At 73.3% G+C, this 15,886-nt stretch carries 7 protein-coding genes; 1 reads left to right on the forward strand and 6 read right to left on the reverse strand.

Annotated features, from left to right (window positions below; genetic code table 11):
* Positions 1 to 6: 6 nt before the first annotated feature.
* Positions 7 to 450, reverse strand: coding sequence for a roadblock/LC7 domain-containing protein (locus tag ABZ434_RS26700; RefSeq protein WP_359141916.1), 444 nt, complete (start codon positions 448 to 450; stop codon positions 7 to 9).
* The gene (locus tag ABZ434_RS26705; RefSeq protein WP_359141919.1) at positions 447 to 3,320 is read right to left on the reverse strand and encodes a nitrate- and nitrite sensing domain-containing protein; all 2,874 of its coding nucleotides are present in this window, start codon (positions 3,318 to 3,320) and stop codon (positions 447 to 449) included. The genes ABZ434_RS26700 and ABZ434_RS26705 overlap by 4 nt, the downstream gene beginning before the upstream one ends.
* Before the next feature lie 483 nt (positions 3,321 to 3,803).
* Between ABZ434_RS26705 and ABZ434_RS26710 the strand changes: the two genes are divergently transcribed.
* Positions 3,804 to 4,217: a hypothetical protein gene (locus ABZ434_RS26710; RefSeq protein ID WP_359141998.1), complete on the forward strand. Its 414-nt coding sequence runs from the start codon at positions 3,804 to 3,806 to the stop codon at positions 4,215 to 4,217.
* Positions 4,218 to 4,499: 282 nt separating this feature from the next.
* Here the strand turns inward: ABZ434_RS26710 and ABZ434_RS26715 are convergent, their stop codons facing one another.
* The 4 genes from ABZ434_RS26715 to ABZ434_RS26730 form a co-directional block, all read right to left on the reverse strand.
* Positions 4,500 to 9,308, reverse strand: a complete 4,809-nt coding sequence (locus ABZ434_RS26715; RefSeq protein WP_359141921.1) for a hypothetical protein — start codon at positions 9,306 to 9,308, stop codon at positions 4,500 to 4,502.
* A gap of 87 nt (positions 9,309 to 9,395) precedes the next feature.
* On the reverse strand, positions 9,396 to 10,325 hold the full coding sequence (locus ABZ434_RS26720) for a hypothetical protein (RefSeq protein WP_359141923.1): 930 nt from the start codon (positions 10,323 to 10,325) through the stop codon (positions 9,396 to 9,398).
* Positions 10,326 to 10,536: 211 nt separating this feature from the next.
* A complete protein-coding gene (locus ABZ434_RS26725; protein ID WP_359141925.1) occupies positions 10,537 to 12,063 on the reverse strand; it encodes a hypothetical protein in 1,527 nt (508 codons plus the stop codon).
* A 72-nt stretch (positions 12,064 to 12,135) separates the two neighbouring features.
* Positions 12,136 to 15,789, reverse strand: a complete 3,654-nt coding sequence (locus ABZ434_RS26730; RefSeq protein WP_359141926.1) for a hydantoinase B/oxoprolinase family protein — start codon at positions 15,787 to 15,789, stop codon at positions 12,136 to 12,138.
* Between the last annotated feature and the right edge of the window lie 97 nt (positions 15,790 to 15,886).

The following is a 15,886-nucleotide window of genomic DNA, read 5'->3' on the forward strand; positions in this document are numbered from 1 at the left end:
ATCCACTCACCCTCCGGAGGACAGACCGGTCGTCCGGGGGGCGTTGGCCAGGTGGGCTCCCACGCGCTTGACCATCAACGTCATCTCGTACGCCACCTGCCCGACGTCCGAGTCGGAATCGGCCAGTACGGCGAGGCAGCTGCCGTCACCGGCCGCCGTGACGAACAGGAACGCCTCGTCGAGTTCGACGACGGTCTGGCGGACCCGGCCCGCGTCGAAATGGCGGCCGACGCCCTTGGCGAGGCTGTGGAATCCCGAGGCGACGGCTGCCAGGTGCTCGCCGTCCTCCCTGGTCAGATCCTTGGACGCGCCGGTGGGGAGGCCGTCGCTGGAAAGGACCAGCGCCTTGCGGATGCTGGCGACGCGCTCGACGAGTTCTTCGAGGAGCCAGTTGAGTTCACCCGACCCCTGACGTGCGGAGTTGAGTGCTGCGGCGTTCGGTGCGGTCATGGACCGTCCCCTCCCGGAGTGGTTCCTTGTGCTGTATCGCCGGGGCCGGTCACGTCCTCGGCGTTGTTCTGGAGGCGTCCGCGCTGCCAGCCGCGCTGGAGCGAAGCCATGCGGTTGCGTACTTCGTCGGCATCCCGCTCGATGTCCTCGACGCTTTCCACCGGGTCCGGTCCGGCCGGACCCGAGCCCTCGCGGAGCTGCGGGGCGAGGCTGGCCTGACGGATCCGGCGGGGCAGTCCGCCCACGGTGTCGGGAGCGGCCGTCGGGGACGGGGCGGATGATGTGTGTGACCGGGGCGCCGGCACCGACGGCGTGGCCGGGGTGTCGGCGGGTCCGGTCGGCGTCCGGAAGCCGATGGGCTGCCGGGGTTCTGTGCGGCGCCGCCCGTCCTCGTGCGGAACGGGGCCGGTCGCCGGGGGCCGGGCCGAGGTGCGCGCAGGCTCCCGGTCGGCGGTCGTGGGGTGGGCGCGGCCGCTCTCGTCGACGCGGCGGCCCCGGTCGGTGACCAGGGTCGGCGGCTTGCGGCGGGGCAGTGCGCGCACACCGTCCGGACGCAGGGCCCGTACACCGTCCGGATCCTCCGTCCGGTCGGGGGCCTGCTGGTGCTGTTCGCGGTCACCGTCCCGCCGGAGCTCGCGGGCGCGGAAGATGCCGCCGCGTTCGCTCTCGGTGTCGTCCAGGTCGGCGACGCCGTCGCGGACGGGATCCGCGTCCCGGCCGGCGACGGCTTCGAGGAGCGGGTCACGCTCGAAGTCCAGTGAGGCGACCGGCCCTTCGAGCTCGACCGGACCATCCAGCAGGGCCGGGTCCAGCAGCCCGCTGGGAACCGGGGAGAGGCTGCCCGGCCGGTCCTGCGGTCGGGCGGCGGCAAGACTGCGGTCCGGCGCGTCCTGCCTGGGGTCGCTGCCCGGCCTGCTGCTGGCGATCGCCTTCTCGGACCTGCGGTCGAGACGGAATCCCGTGCCGTGCGAGTCCGGCGCGTCGGTGAGCAGCGCCGCCGGGATGAAGACGACGGCGGTGGTGCCCCCGTACGGGGAGGTCTGGAGGGACACGCGCACGTTCTGCCGCTGGGCGAGCCGGCTGACGACGAAGAGGCCGAGCCGGTCGGTGTCGGACAGCTCGAATTCGGGGGTCTCGGCAAGCCGGAGGTTGGCGTCCAGGAGGACCTCGGGGGGCATCCCGAGGCCGCGGTCGTGGATCTCGAGGGTGAAGCCGTTCGCGACCTGTTCGCCGTGCACCTGGACCGCGGTGTGCGGGGGCGAGAACACCGTGGCGTTCTCCAGGAGTTCGGCGATGAGGTGGGTGAGGTCGGCTACCGCCGGGCCGCCCACGCCGATCCGCGGGAGCCTGCGGACCTCGATCCGCTCGTAGTCCTCCACCTCGGCGACCGCGGCCCGCACCACGTCCATGAGCTGGATGGGCTTGCGCCACTGCCTGGAGGGCGCCGCACCCGAGAGGATCACCAGCCCCTCGGCGTGGCGCCGCATCCGGGTGGTGAGGTGGTCGAGGCGGAAGAGGTCGGCGAGTTCGTCGGTGTTCTCGGTGCGGCGCTCCATCGTGTCCAGGAGCGTCAGCTGGCGGTGCAGCAGCACCTGGTTGCGGCGGGCGAGGTTGACGAAGACCTCGGAGACCCCGCGTCGCATGTCCGCCTGCTTGACGGCCGCCTCGACCGCGGCCCGCTGCAGCGTGTTGAGCGCCTGGCCGACCTGGCCGATCTCGTCCCGCTCGTACTGGAGGTGCGGCGATTCGGTCTCGACGTCGACGTGTTCGCCCGCGGCGAGGCGGCGCATCACGCTCGGCAGCCGCACTCCGGAGACCTCGTGGGCGTCCTTGCGCAGCCGGGAGAGGTCACGGACGAGCTCGCGGCCGATGCGTACGGACACGAAGACGGAGATGAGCAGGGCCAGGAATCCCAGTACGCCGGCGACGCCCGCCTTGATCAGGACGCCGTAGCCGGCGGGCTTTCCCCGGTCCTGGAAGCGGTTGTTCATCTCGGTCGAGTCGTTGGCCAGCCGGTCCAGGACTCCGGGAGCCACTTCCTGCCAGCGGGCGGTGTCCACGGCGCGGGACTCGCGCGTGGGCCCCTGGGCGATGAGTCTGTCCTCGGCGGTGCGCAGCGGTTCGCTGTCGGGGCCCGACCAGTACTGCTCCACACGGCGGCGCTCGGAGGCGGGGAGCACCTGGAGGTTGAGCTCGTACAACAGCTCCCGCTTGGCCACGAGATCGGAGATCTGCCGGAGGTCGGGGGCGGTGAACCGCCCTGCCAGGAGTCCGGAAGCGACCAGCGCGTCCTCCCGGGAGAGCATCTCGCGGGCGCGCGAGACCCCGGTCAGCGCCCGGACCTGCTTGTCCATGGACACGTTCTCCATGGTGTGAAGTCCGGTCAGGAAGCGATAGCAGGGGTCGATGAGCCGGTTGTAGTAGTCCATCGCCCTGGCCCGGCCGATGGTGCGCCGGTCGACGGAGTCGCGGAGGGCGTCGAGCTCCTCGACCGCCCCGAGGATCGAGTTGAGCTGGGTCTCCGCGTCGGGGCGCAGTGCGTCGCGGATGTCCTTCTGCTGCGCGCTCGAGGTCACGCGCTCCACGACCCGGTCGGTGGCCGCGCGCCGCGTGCGCAGAAGCGGAAGGGCGTCTGAGGCCCGGGGGTCGGCGAGGAGGACGAGGGTCTGGCGGCGCTCGTTCTGCACGGCCCGGACGGTGTCCTCCAGGGGGTGGCCGACCTTCTCCACGATGGTGCTCGCGCTCAGCAGCTGGCCGGCCTCGCGCCCGGTCAGGTAGGTGGCGAAGCCCCAGAGTGCGGTGAGGGAGACGAGTGGCACCAGAAGCAACGCCACGATCTTCCTGCGGATGGACTTCCCGCGAAAGCGCATGGCCTCCCCCAGCTCCGCCCCGCAGGGCGGGGATGGTGTTCCGTCAACAAACGGCGCGAGCCTACTACCGACACACAGACAACTCGAAGGCGTGTCCGGACGATTTTCGGCCGCCTTGCTGGGAGTTGACCATGAGTTGTCCCGGTATTCCGGGAGATGAAATTCGCGAATGCGACAGAAGGCGCCGACCAGAGCGGCATATTCCTCCCCCTGCCGGTTGGCTGGAACTCTTCGTTCCGCGCCGGACCGGAGGAATCTTCACCGCCCGGCACTCGTCTGTCTGTACGGGGGCAGGAGAGCTGCAGGGGTGCACTGTGCAGGACGGGGCGGCCCGTCCGCGTAGAAAGGGTGCATCCGGGGCAGCAACCCTGAAGTCGGACAGCGGTGGGGAGTTGAAAGTCGTTGGACACGCAGGAGCGTCAAGGTGCGGTGGAGGTGCCACCGGCCCGGAGGGCGACGGAGGCGAGCACCGCGGCCTCGGCCGTGCGGGACCGGTCGGAGAGAGAGCAGCAGCCACTCTGGGTCGAGGAGGCGGCCGCGCGCCGGCGGATGCCGGATCCGGTGCGCACGGCCGCCGTGCGGGCCGTGCTCATCATGTCGCTGACCCTCATCCAGGCGATGGTCGCGTTCCTGGCCTCGGTGACGGGTTCCTGGCTGGCCTTCCCGATGGTGCTCAGCAGTGTGGGCAGCACGGTGCTGGCGACCTGGTCGGTGCTGGACGTGTGGGTCACCCGGCAGGTGTGGAACCAGCGCAACGGCGTGGTGTCGGTGCCCAGCAGTTCGGCACGGCGGCTGCGCCGCGAGCGGCGCAGGGCAAGAAGGGCGGCGCGGGCGGCCGAGCGGGACGACGCGCGGATAGGGCGACGGGACGCGAGCCGCCGCCTCTCCCGGGCCTGACCCGCGTCCTGGCCGCCCTGGGGCCTGTCGTCGACCTCCCGCCGCCGCTAGAAGGGCGGCCGCGCGACGTCCGGTGCGTGCCAGGGGCCGCCCGGCAGGTGGGAGTTCGACGACAGGGCCCAGGGCTGTCCCGCAACTCCTGGCAGGCGCACGAGGACAGCTGCGGCACCTCGCCGTGTTGTCGAAAAGCCCGAATACATCCAGTAGGCGGGCCCTTCTCCGCGTTGCGATGCACCGCATCCGACGCCGCACGCCGAGCCACCAGGAATTGCGGGACGGCCCTCAGGGGGCCGTATCGAGTTCTGGCGTGGTGCTGGCCTCGCTCCCGGTCCGGGCCGCGGGCACGTCCGGTGTCGGAGCGGACCGCTTGAACATGCGAGTGGCGGTGATCTCTCCGTGCACGGTCTCGCTGCCCGGGGCCTGCTGCGGCAGACCGGGGCGCAAGTGCTCCTCGACGCTGATGTACTTCAGCCCTGCCCTGAGGTCGGCGTCATTGCGCAACCTGATCACCAACGGGAATTCGGCGAGTGCCGTCGTGTCGAAAAGGCCGGTGGTGTACAGCAGTTGTACGCCCAGCGCATCCGAGACCGCGCGCTGGAGCTCCAGCAGATAGGTGGCATTGGCGCGGCCGATGGGGTTGTCGAGGAACAGCGTCCCCGCATGGCGGTGCTGGTGCCGGTCGCGGCCACGGTCGTTGCTGCGCAGGGCGGCCATCGTGCAGTACAGGGCGATGGCGGCGGTGAGCAGCTGACCGCCCGAGAAGACATCGCCCATCTGCCCGACCGGCACCCGCTCTGCCCGCAGCACCGCGTCCGGCTTGAGGATCTCGACGGCGATGCCGCGGGGCTCCAGCGCCGCCTGTACGCCGCGCAGCAGCAGGGACATCCCGTCGCGGCGCAGGTCGGAATTCTTCTTCAGCGCCGCCTTGGTCGCCTCGTCGATGACGTCGCCGAGCCGTTCGGTGAGCGTGGCCTGGTCGGGTTCCTCGAAGCGGATCCGGAGGAATTCCTGGCCGGACCACTCCCCCAGGCCCTCGGGGAGCCGGGAGAGCCGCTGGGCGGAGCGGAGCGTGGTGAGCGCGGAGTCCACCAGGCCGCGGAGCCGGTCGACGATGGAGTCGCGGTTGCGCTCCAGCTGGGCCAGCTCATCTGTGAGGACCCGCAGCCGGGGTGCGAACGCCGTCGCCCACTTCTGTGCGTGCTCGGGCAGCGCCGCGGCCGGGAGTTCGCGGATCTGCTGGCGGGCCGGGGTGCGGACCTGTTCGTAGCGGGTGGAGTTGGCATGCCGGACGAGGACGTCACTGGCCTCGCGGACGGACGCTTCCGCGGTGGACAGGTCGGCGGCGCATCCGCGCAGTGAACGACGGGCCTCGGCCGCGGACTGACGGGCCTCCTCCAGGCTGCCGGGATACGGCTCGGGGGCCTCCGCGTCGTCCTCGGCGCCGTGATCCCGCAGCAGGTCACGCAGCAGGGCCGCGGTCTCGTCGAAGCCGCCCGCCGAGTCCTCGGCGGTGCGGTGGGCGTGGAGCAGCTCGGCGTGGGCGGCGCGGGCGGTGTCCAGTGCGGCGGTCGCGGCGGCGAGCTCGGCCGTCGCGGTACGCAGCAGTGCCTGGGCCTGCTCGGCATCGGCGGGGACCTGGTCGTCGGGGAGTTCGGTGTGCAGGCTCTCGCCGTCGGCGGGGGCCAGCCGCTCGGCCTCGCCGCGCAGCCGGCCCAGCTGCTCGCTGGCGGCCGAGGCGCGTGTCTCCAGAAGCTGTACCAGGGATTCGGCGCGGGCTGCGGCCGCCTGCCGGGAGGGCCCGTCGGCGCCGTCCGTGCCTTCCAGCAGCTGGGCGGCCCGGGTGCGGACCTTGTTGGTGAGCCGGTCGAGCTCGGCCAGCGCGGCGCTCTCGTCGCTCTCCGCACGGGCCTGCTCGGCGCGCAGGTCGGCGCCGACACCGACCTTCTCGTACAGCTGGGACGCGGCCCGGTAGGCCTCGCGCAGGGCGGGCAGGGTGTGCCGCGGGGCATCCGGCTCCGGCTCGGGAAGGTGTTCCGGGGCGCCGGCGATCTCGGCCCGTTCGGCGCGCAGGGCACGGGCGGTGCGGCGGGCGTCGTCCGCCGCGCGCTGGGCTGCCCTTCGATCCTCGTCGGCGGCGCGGGCCCGCTCGAGGCAGACGGTGGCGCGGGCCTCCGACTCGGCCGCCTCGTCGACCAGTTCGCGCAGTTTCGCCTGCCAGCCGGCCCGTTCCCGGAGCCGGAAGGCGAGTCCGGCCAGGGCGTCGGCGGCGCGGCGGGCGCGCTGGGCGGCCTCCTGGCGTTCGTCGCGGACGCGGGCGGTGTCCGCGGCCGTCTCGTCGGCCTCGGCCCGCTCGGTGCGGGCCTCGGCGAGTACGGCCTCGGCCGTCTCGGCGGCCGTGCGCGCCGTGCGGGAGGCTTCCGCGAGTTCGGTGAGCCTGCCGGGCGGGCAGTCCGCGCGCCAGGAGCCGATGCGGGCGGCGAGCGCGCGGTCCCCGGCGAGGCGGGCCGCCAGCGTGCGGATGTCCTCGTCGCGGGCCGCGGTCCGGCTCCTGAGCGCCTGCCGCTCCTCGTCGGCGGCGTGCTCGTCGTGCATGGCCGGGTTCGGCGGGACGAGGAACACCCCGTCGGCGCTCGCGGCGGATCCGGCGGCAGGGTCGGGTACCGGGGCGAGCAGCGCGGCTGCGGTGCCCACGGCCACGGCGGAGCGCGGCAGCAGAGCGGCGGCGCCGAGCACTTCACGGGCGCGGGCGTGCGCGTCCGGGTCCGTGATGACCACACCGTCGACGAGCTCGGGGCGGGCCGCGAGCACGGCCGCGTGGTCGGCGGGGTCTACGGCCTGGGCGAGGTAGCGCCAGCCGGGCAGAGCCGGAATGCCGTGTTCGCCGAGGTATTCGACGGTGGCGAGCACGTCCGGTCCCGGCGGCAGCAGTCCGCCGTCGCCGAGCGCGCCGAGGATGCGTGAGTCGTCCGCGGCCGCGGTCCGCAGCTCGAAGAGACGGCGCTCGGCGGCGGCCACACCCTGGTCGAGGAGGTCCCGCAGCTCTTCCGCGTTGCGGTCGAACTCGTCTGCGGTGAGGGGCTGTTCCGCGGACCCGGGCAGCGCGGCCGTGGCGGTGGCTCCGTGAGCGGCTGCTCCGGTGCCGTCCGCGGCGGAGCCCGCCTCGGGGCCCTCTTCGTACTGCTGCCGGTCCTCGGCACCGCCCGGTGCGCCCGGCGCGCCCTGCCGGGGCCGGGGAACGCCTCCTGTGGTGGGCAGGCCCAGGAGGTCGGCGAGACGGTGTTCGGCGGCGATCGACTCGGCGGCTCTCAGCTCGGCCTCGTACGCCTGCTCCGCGGCGCGTGCGCCGTCCGCTGCCCGCGCGGCGGCGAGTTCGGCGCGGTTCTCGGCAGCGGCGGCCTGCCTGGACCGCTCCGACGCGGCTCCGGCGGCGTCGCGGGCACTGTCCCAGGCGGCCACGGCGGAGTGCTCGGCATCGTTCGCGGCGAGCGCGGCGCGGGCCGGGTCCGCGTTGGGGGCGGTGTCGTCGAGCCAGCCCGCACGGACGGCTTCGGCGGTCTCCTGCTCCACCTCGGCGAGGCGCTGGCGCAGATGGCCGGCCTCGCTGCGGGCGCGCTGGGCCTCGGTGGCGGCCGTGGTGGCGTCGCGGTGGGCGGCCTCACCCGCGCTCTGGAGGGCGTCGGAGCGCTCCTCCTCCTCGTTGGCCACGTTCTCGCCCGCTTCCGCGGCGGTGTGCAGGGCCCTTACGAGATCGGCCGCGGCGGTGGCGCGTGCGGCCAGGGCCGGTGCGGCGTCACGCTCGGCCTCACGGATGGCGACGGCGACGCGGGCGGAGCGGTCTGCGGCGGCGCGGTGGCGGAGCACCGCCTCGGCGGCCTGCCAGGCGGAGTGCAGAGTGCGGGCGTCGCCGAGTTCGCGGCGCTGGGCCGCGGCGCTCTTCTCGGCGGCCGTGAGCGCCAGGGAGGCGTGACGGTAGGCGAGTTCGGCGGCGATCAGGGCGCTGCGGCTACGGGTCTCCTCGGCGCCGGTGACGGTGTGGGCTGCGCCGGTGACCTGCTGGGCGAGCTCCGCCGTCCGGCCGCGCTCCTGGCCGGCGCGGGCGGAGAGCCTGCGGGCCAGGGTGCGGGTACGGCGCTCGGCGCCGGCGTGGATGTCCCGGGTCCTGGCCCGCGCTTCGCCCGCTTCCACGATGCGGCCGAGCAGGTCCACGGAGCCGGCAGTGAAGTCGCGTTCGGCGGTGAGTTCGGCGCGGCGGCCCAGCTTGTTGCCGAAGCCGCTGACGAGGTCGGCGAGCCCGTCGGTGTCGCGGGTGTCGGTGACGGCGCGCAGCAGGAGGTCGGTGAAGTCGGAGTCCTTCTTCACCGCGAAGAGTCCGGCCGCCTCGCCCTCGTCGGCGTTCATCTCGCGCTGGTAGCGGAAGAGTTCGGGGTCCAGACCGAGGTCGCCGAGGTGCTCGTTCCAGCGGTCGTGGATCTCTTCCCAGTGCACGTCGAGGTGCTGGTAGAACTTGCCCGCCTCGGTGAGCGCGTCGCGGAAGCCCTTCATGGTGCGGCGCCTGCCGCTGGCACCGGAGACGCCTTCGGCGGGGCGGCCGACCGAGGTGGCCTCGGCGACGGGCAGCGAGTCGAGGCTGAGTCCGGGGCCGGGGCGGAAGGAGTACCAGGCCTCGGCGAACTTCCTGGGGTCGTTGGAGACCTGGCGCCCACGCCATTCGCTGACCTTGCCGACCACCACGCACTCGCCGGTCAGGGTGTGCTGCCACTCCAGCGCGACGTGTCCGCAGTCCTCCGCGAGCAGGAACTTGCGCAGGACACCGGAGCTGGCGCCGCCCAGGGTGTTGCGGTGACCGGGCAGCATCACCGAGAAGATGAGCTTGAGCAGGACGGACTTGCCGCCCCCGTTCTCCAGGAAGAGGACCCCGGCGGGGGCGGGCCGGCGCGGCGGGCCGACCGGCTCCTCCTCGAAGAACTCCGCCTGTGCCGGTGCGGGGTGGGGCACGGGCTCACCGACGCCGCGCAGGTCGAGCACGGTGTCGGCGTAGCGCGCGCCGGCAGGCCCGATGGAGTAGAGGCGGACCCGGGACAGCTCGTACATGGCGGCGGACTCTCGTCGTTCAGGGAGCGGGAGGGAGACGTCGGTGGCGTGGCCGGTCGGTGACCGGTTTCGGCGGTGGTGGGCCGGTCAGCTGTGGAACGGGAGACCGGCGTCGGCCGCCAGCTCCAGGTCGTCGGGGTCGGGGGGCGGCAGCAGGGTGGCGGATCCGTCGGTGACCGGCACCACGCCGAGCTCCAGGAGCTCCGCCAGGGCGGCGCTTCCTGCCATGTCACGGACCTGGAGCTGGTAGCGGGCCGTGGTGCGGAAGGCGCCCCCGGCGTCGTCCCCGGTGCGCTGGAGGAAGCCGGAGTCGGTGAGGAAGGCCACTGCCTTGCCGACGATGCCGGTCGTGGATCCGGCCAGCCGCCGTGCGTCCTTCGTCGCTCCGGTGGCGCTGCGCCGGGAGTAGACCCGCCAGCCCGCCTCGAGACCGGGGGTGTCACTGGCCGGGTCCGTGTTGTCGCCGTGTTCGTCCGCGCGCTCCTCGAGGCGGTGGCACGCCTGACGTACGAACGCGTCGACGCCGTTGACGGTGATCCGGCCGATGTACGCGTCGTCGGCGAGGTCCTCGGGGCGCGGGAAGGCCATGGCAGCGACGGCGAGGTGCGCGAGTCCGTGCAGGAAGCGGTCGGCGGAGTCCGGGGAGGCCCGCCGGGCGTAGTCGCCCATGCGCACGGCGAAGACCGAGTCCTCGCCGGCGGTGACAGCCATTCCGGCCCGGGTCGACACCTCCAGCACGACGAGGCCGAGCCCGGTGGCGACGGCGTCGGCGAGCCGGGCGAAGGCCGGTTCCTCGCGGTAGCGGCGGAGCAGCTCGGCGTACTCGGCGTCGCGGGCGGGCAGCAGTTTGGGCTGGAGTCCGAAGGCGACGAGACGGGAGGCGTCCGCCGCATCGGCCGGGGTGACCGCGGCGGGCGCGGGGCGCTCGGCGGGATGACCGGGCGCTGCCCGGTCGGCCGGGTGCGCGGCGGTCGGGTCGCTCCACGCGTCGGTGTGCTCTGCGCGGTGGTCGCTCACGACGGTCGCTCCTCGTTGCGGGAAGTCTTCGGTACGGGGTGCCCGGCCCGGGCTCCTGCGCTCGCGCCGGAGGGGGCGGCGCCGGGTCTCCCGGCAGCCCGGTGCGCCGGGGCGTTCCGTGGCGTCGGTCTCCCGGAAGCCCGGTCCGCCCGAGCCTGCCGCGGCGTCGGTGCATCGGAAGCCCGGTGCGCCGGGGCGGGCCGTGGCGTCCTCATGTCGCCTCCGATCGGTCCGCCACCATGCCGGCGGCGTCGAGCAGGGCCATGCCCACGATCAGGTCGGCGCCGCCGAACTCGGGGTCGTCGAGCTGCGTGCCGTCGTCGACGGAGAACAGCAGGCGGCGCTCTCCCTGGCGGTAGGCGGTGCCGACCGGCGGGCTGGCGGCGTGCACCGCGAGCAGGGCGACCAGGTAGGGCAGTTCCGCGTCGCGCCGCCGGGCTTCGGCCAGCAGCCCGGACAGGCGCCGAGGGGCGTCGTGCTCCAGGTCGAGCAGCTCCATGGCGGAGGCCAGCTGCTCCTCGCTGAAGCGGCTGTCGTCCGGGGTGGCGATCAGATCGGGCTCGGGCATCTCGGCGCCCAGGTGTTCCCGTTCGAGCGGCGGGGTGAGCAGCATGTCGACCAGGTCGCCCACCCGGACCGAGGTGGGGGTGCGCAGCCCCGTGCCGCGGGCGAAGAACGCGTCGGTGGCCCTGATGCCCTGCTCGACGGGGAGCGGCAGCAGCGGGGCCAGGAGCTGTCCGTACAGGTCGAGCCCCGTACGGGCGGCCGGTGCGGCGAAGGCCTGTCGGTCCTGCTCGGCACGGAACAGCGGCCCCGCCTCCAGGAGGCGGGACTGGAGCTGGGTGTGGCGGCGGATGCAGTCCTTGACGATGTCGACGAGCTCGGCGGCGCGCCTCTTGTGCTCGGGCTCCTCGGCCTCGTCCCGGGCCTTGCGGATGTTGGTGAGGATCGCGTTCTCGTGGCGGTAGCGGTCGGCGACGTGGTCGAGCGCCTCTGCGATCATGTCGGGCACGGCGTTGAGCCAGTCGACCGCGCGGACGTTGCGCCGGGTCGCGTCGAGCGTCCTGCGGAGCGTTTCCGCGTACTGGACGGTCCGGTAACGGGCCTGTTCGGCGGCGAGCTGGGCATCGGCGAGGCGGCCCCGGCTGATCAGGACCTCCAGCTTCACCTCGGCGGCGATCTGGGCACTGGTGACGTCCGTGTCGAGCGCGCCGACCAGGACGTTGACCGCCTCGTCGGTGGCGCGGAGGTAGACGCTGCCGCCGTATCCGGGGACTTCCTCGATCAGCTTGAAGTCGTAGTCCCGGCGGACGTAGACGCCGTCCGGTCCGAAGGTGCCGTAGACCGCCCGGAAACCGCGGTCCACGCTGCCGACGTTGATCAGGTTCTCCAGCACCCAGCGGGCGACCCGTTCGTGCTCGGCGGCGGGGCGGCGCGGGGCCTGCGCGGCGACGCGGGGAAGGAGCCTGGCCACTATCTGGTCGTGGTCGGCTCCGGTGTCGAAGTCCATGTTGAGGGTGACGTGGTCGATCGCCGCGAGGGCGACCTCGGCCATCGCGTACACGGTGTACTCACCGGCGAGATTCGCCTTGCGCACGTCGAGGTCGTGCAGCGGCGCCGTGCAGGCGAGCGCGCGCAGCCGTCGCGACAGCCCCTCGTCGGCGGCCGGGCCCGGTGCGGGCCGCGGCCCCGCGCTGAGCTGGGGCGCAGCGTTTTCCGTGTAGGCAGGCGAAGTCACGCTGCACAGATTAGGTCCTCGGACTGACAACGGTCGAAACGGCGCAGAAGCGGCCGCTTGCCCCGGAGTCGGTCATGCCCTCCGGTGGGGGCCTCCCCGTGCCCGGTCGCCCGTCGTGTCCGGGGTCCCGTACCCCCCTCCCCCGGGGGTGCGGACGACCAGTACGTCCCCGGCGTCCAGGTCGGCGGTGTCGCAGCCCTTCAGCGCGGTGCTGCCGCCGTCGGCGTGTTCGATGTGCTGGCTGCCGAGGGCGCCCGGGCGACCGCCCGCCATGCCGTACGGCGGGACACGGCGGTGCCCGGTGAGCAGGGCCACCGTGACGGGTTCGAGGAAGCGGATCCGGCGTTCCACTCCGCATCCGCCGTGCCGCCGGCCCGCTCCCCCGCTCCCCTCGCGTACCCGGAAGCCCTCCAGGAGTACCGGGTAGCGCCATTCGAGGATCTCGGGGTCGGTGAGCCGCGAATTGGTCATGTGCGTCTGTACGGCGTCGGTGCCGTCGAAGTCCTCCCCCGCGCCCGAGCCGCTCGCCACGGTCTCGTAGTACTGCACCCGTTCGTTACCGAACGTGAGGTTGTTCATGGTCCCCGAGCCCTCGGCCTGGACGCCCAGGGCCGCGTACAGGGCTCCCGTGACGGCCTGCGAGGTCTCCACGTTGCCCGCGACGGTGGCCGCGGGGTGGACGGGCGCGAGCATCGAGCCTTCGAGGACCCTGATCTCCAGCGGGGTGAGGCAGCCGCTGTTGAGCGGGATGTCGTCGGCCACCAGGGTCCGGAACACGTACAGGACGGCGGCCATGACCACGGACTTGGGCGCGTTGAAGTTGCCCGGCTGCTGCGGTGAGGTGCCGGTGAAGTCGACGAGAGCGCTCCGGGCGTCCCGGTCCACGGTCAGCGTCACCTCGATCACGGCGCCGTTGTCGGTCTCGTACCGGCAATGCCCGTCCCGGAGCCCGGCGACGATGCGGCGCACGGACTCCTCGGCGTTGTCCTGAACGTGGCCCATATAGGCGTCGACGACCTCGGGGCCGAACTGAGCGGTCATGCGGCGCAGTTCGGCGATGCCCTTCTCGTTGGCGGCGATCTGGGCGCGGAGGTCGGCGAGATTGGTGTCCGGGTCGCGGGAGGGGTACGCGGCGGAGCCGAGCAGGTCGCGGGTCTCGGCTTCGCGGAAGGTGCCGTCCCGCACCAGGAGCCAGTTGTCGAAGAGCACTCCTTCCTCCTCGACGGTGCGGCTGAAGGCCGGCATCGAGCCGGGTGTGATGCCTCCGATCTCGGCGTGGTGGCCCCGCGAGGCAACCAGGAACCGCAAGGTCCGAGCGCCGCCCGTCTCGTCGAACACCGGTGTCACGACGGTCACGTCGGGCAGGTGCGTACCGCCGTGGTACGGATCGTTGATGGCGTACACGTCGCCGGGCCGCATGGTGGCCCCGTTGCGGCGCAGCACTTCCTTGATGGACTCCCCCATGGAGCCGAGGTGCACCGGGATGTGCGGTGCGTTGGCGATCAGGTTGCCGTCCGCGTCGAACAGGGCGCAGGAGAAGTCGAGCCGCTCCTTGATGTTGACGGAGCGGGCGGTGTTCGCCAGGCGCACGCCCATCTGTTCGGCGATGGACATGAAGAGGTTGTTGAAGACCTCCAGCAGGACCGGGTCGACGCGGGTGCCGACGGCCTGTCTCGCGGGGCGGGGGCGGGCGCGGGTCAGGAGCAGATGGCCGGTGGGGGCGAGGGCCGCCTGCCAGCCGGGGTCGACGACGGTGGTCGCACCGTCCTCGGCGATGACGGCCGGGCCGGTCACGGTGTCCGTGGTCCGCAGGTCCGCCCGGCGGTGGAGGGCGGCGTCCTGCCGGCGGCCCTCGGCGAACATCTGCGCCGTGTCGTGGGGTCGCGGCGCGGTGGCCTCGCCCCGCCCGGGTCCGGGCGGCCGCGGCGGCGCGTGTTCCCCCGCCGCCCCGGTGGCCTCGACGGAGGCCGTCTCGACGACGAGCGGCCGCTCCATCGTGAAGCCGTAGCGGGCGCGGTGCTCGCCCGTGAACGCCTCGGTCATGGCGGCCACCGTGTCCAGTCCGGTGGAGAGGCTCGCGTCGGTCCCCTCGTACCGCAGGAGTACGCGCGCCCGGGTGCTGATCGCGCGGTCGGGGACGCCGTCGGCGCGCAGTTCGGCCCGGGTGCGGGCGGCCAGCGCGTCGCAGAGTTCGCCCAGGCGGGCCCGGGTGGCGGCGTCGAGCGGTGCCTCGACGGACTGTTCGCGCATGGCGGTCGCGTCGGCCAGCCCGATCCCGTAGGCGGACAGCACCCCGGCCAGCGGGGGCACGAGCACGGTGTCGATGCCGAGGGCGTCGGCGACGGCGCAGACGTGCTGGCCGCCGGCGCCGCCGAAGCCGGTGAGGGCGTACCGGGTGATGTCGTGGCCCCGCTGCACGGAGATCTTCTTGACCGCGTTCGCCATGTTGAGCACGGCGATGTCCAGGAACCCGGCTGCCGTCGCGGCAGCGGTCCGGCGGGTCCCGCTGGCCCGTTCGACCTCGTCGGCCAGGGCCTCGAAGCGTCTGCGCACGATCTCCGCGTCGAGGGGCAGGTCGCCGTCCGGCCCGAAGACCGCGGGGAAATGGGCAGGCTGGATCCGGCCGAGCATGACCTGGGCGTCGGTGACGGTCAGCGGCCCGCCCCTGCGGTAGCAGGCCGGGCCGGGCGCCGCTCCGGCCGAGTCGGGGCCGACCCGGTAACGACGGCCGTCGAAGTGCAGGACCGAGCCGCCGCCGGCCGCGACGGTGTGGATGTTCATCATGGGGGCGCGCATCCGCACGCCCGCCACCTCGGTGCCGAGCTCGCGTTCGAACTCGCCCGCGTAGTGCGAGACATCGGTGGACGTGCCGCCCATGTCGAAGCCGACGACCCGGTCGTATCCGGCTTGCGCGGAGGTGCGGGCCATGCCGACCACGCCGCCGGCGGGACCGGAGAGCACGGCGTCCTTGCCCCGGAACCGGGCGGCCTCGCGCAGACCGCCGTTGGACTGCATGAACATCAGCCGGATGCCGTCGAGTTCGGCGGCGATCGTGTCGACGTACCGGCGGAGGATCGGTGAGAGGTAGGCGTCGACGACGGTGGTGTCGCCGCGCGGCACCAGCTTGATCAGCGGGCTGACCTCGTGGGAACAGCTGATCTGGGTGAACCCCGCCGCACGGGCCTCGTCGGCTACCGCCTTCTCGTGGTCCGGGTGGCGGTAGCCGTGCATGAGGACGACGGCCGCACTGCTCAGCCCGTCACCGTGCGCGGCACGCAGCCGTTCCGCCACCGCGGCCCGGTCCAGGGGCCTGACGGTCCGTCCCTGGGCGTCGATGCGCTCGGGGACCTCGATCACTCGCTCGTACACGGCTTCGGGAAGCAGGATGCGGCGGTCGAAGAGCCGGGGCCTGTTCTGGTACGCGATGCGCAGGGCGTCCCGGAAGCCTTCGGTGATGACGAGGACGGTGGGTTCTCCGCGCCGCTCCAGCAGGGCGTTGGTGGCGACGGTGGTGCCCATCTTGACGGCGGCGACCCGGTCGGCGGGGACCGGTTCGTCCGGACCGAGTCCCAGCAGCAGGCGGATCCCGGCCACGGCGGCGTCCCGGTAGCGGTCCGGGTCGTGCGAGAGGAGCTTGCGGGTGACCAGCCGGCCCTCCGGGTCCCGGCCCACCACATCGGTGAACGTACCGCCTCGGTCGATCCAGAACTCCCAGCGTCCGGTCATCCCTCCATAGTGGCGCGCGGCCTTTCGGGAGGGGCGCACGACGCGAGGGGTATCCGGCGGCGGGAGGTTGCGGAGCCCCGGGCGGTATGGCGCGGCG

The sequence above is a fragment of the Streptomyces sp. NPDC005761 genome (assembly GCF_040630635.1).
Taxonomy (GTDB): domain Bacteria; phylum Actinomycetota; class Actinomycetes; order Streptomycetales; family Streptomycetaceae; genus Streptomyces.

Bases quoted from the DNA above. Each gene is read 5' to 3' on its own strand.
- ABZ434_RS26705 (WP_359141919.1), bottom strand. From the start codon at position 3,320: ATGCGCTTTCGCGGGAAGTCCATCCGCAGGAAGATCGTGGCGTTGCTT.
- ABZ434_RS26730 (WP_359141926.1), bottom strand. From the start codon at position 15,789: ATGACCGGACGCTGGGAGTTCTGGATCGACCGAGGCGGTACGTTCACC.
- ABZ434_RS26700 (WP_359141916.1), bottom strand. From the start codon at position 450: ATGACCGCACCGAACGCCGCAGCACTCAACTCCGCACGTCAGGGGTCG.
- ABZ434_RS26715 (WP_359141921.1), bottom strand. From the start codon at position 9,308: ATGTACGAGCTGTCCCGGGTCCGCCTCTACTCCATCGGGCCTGCCGGC.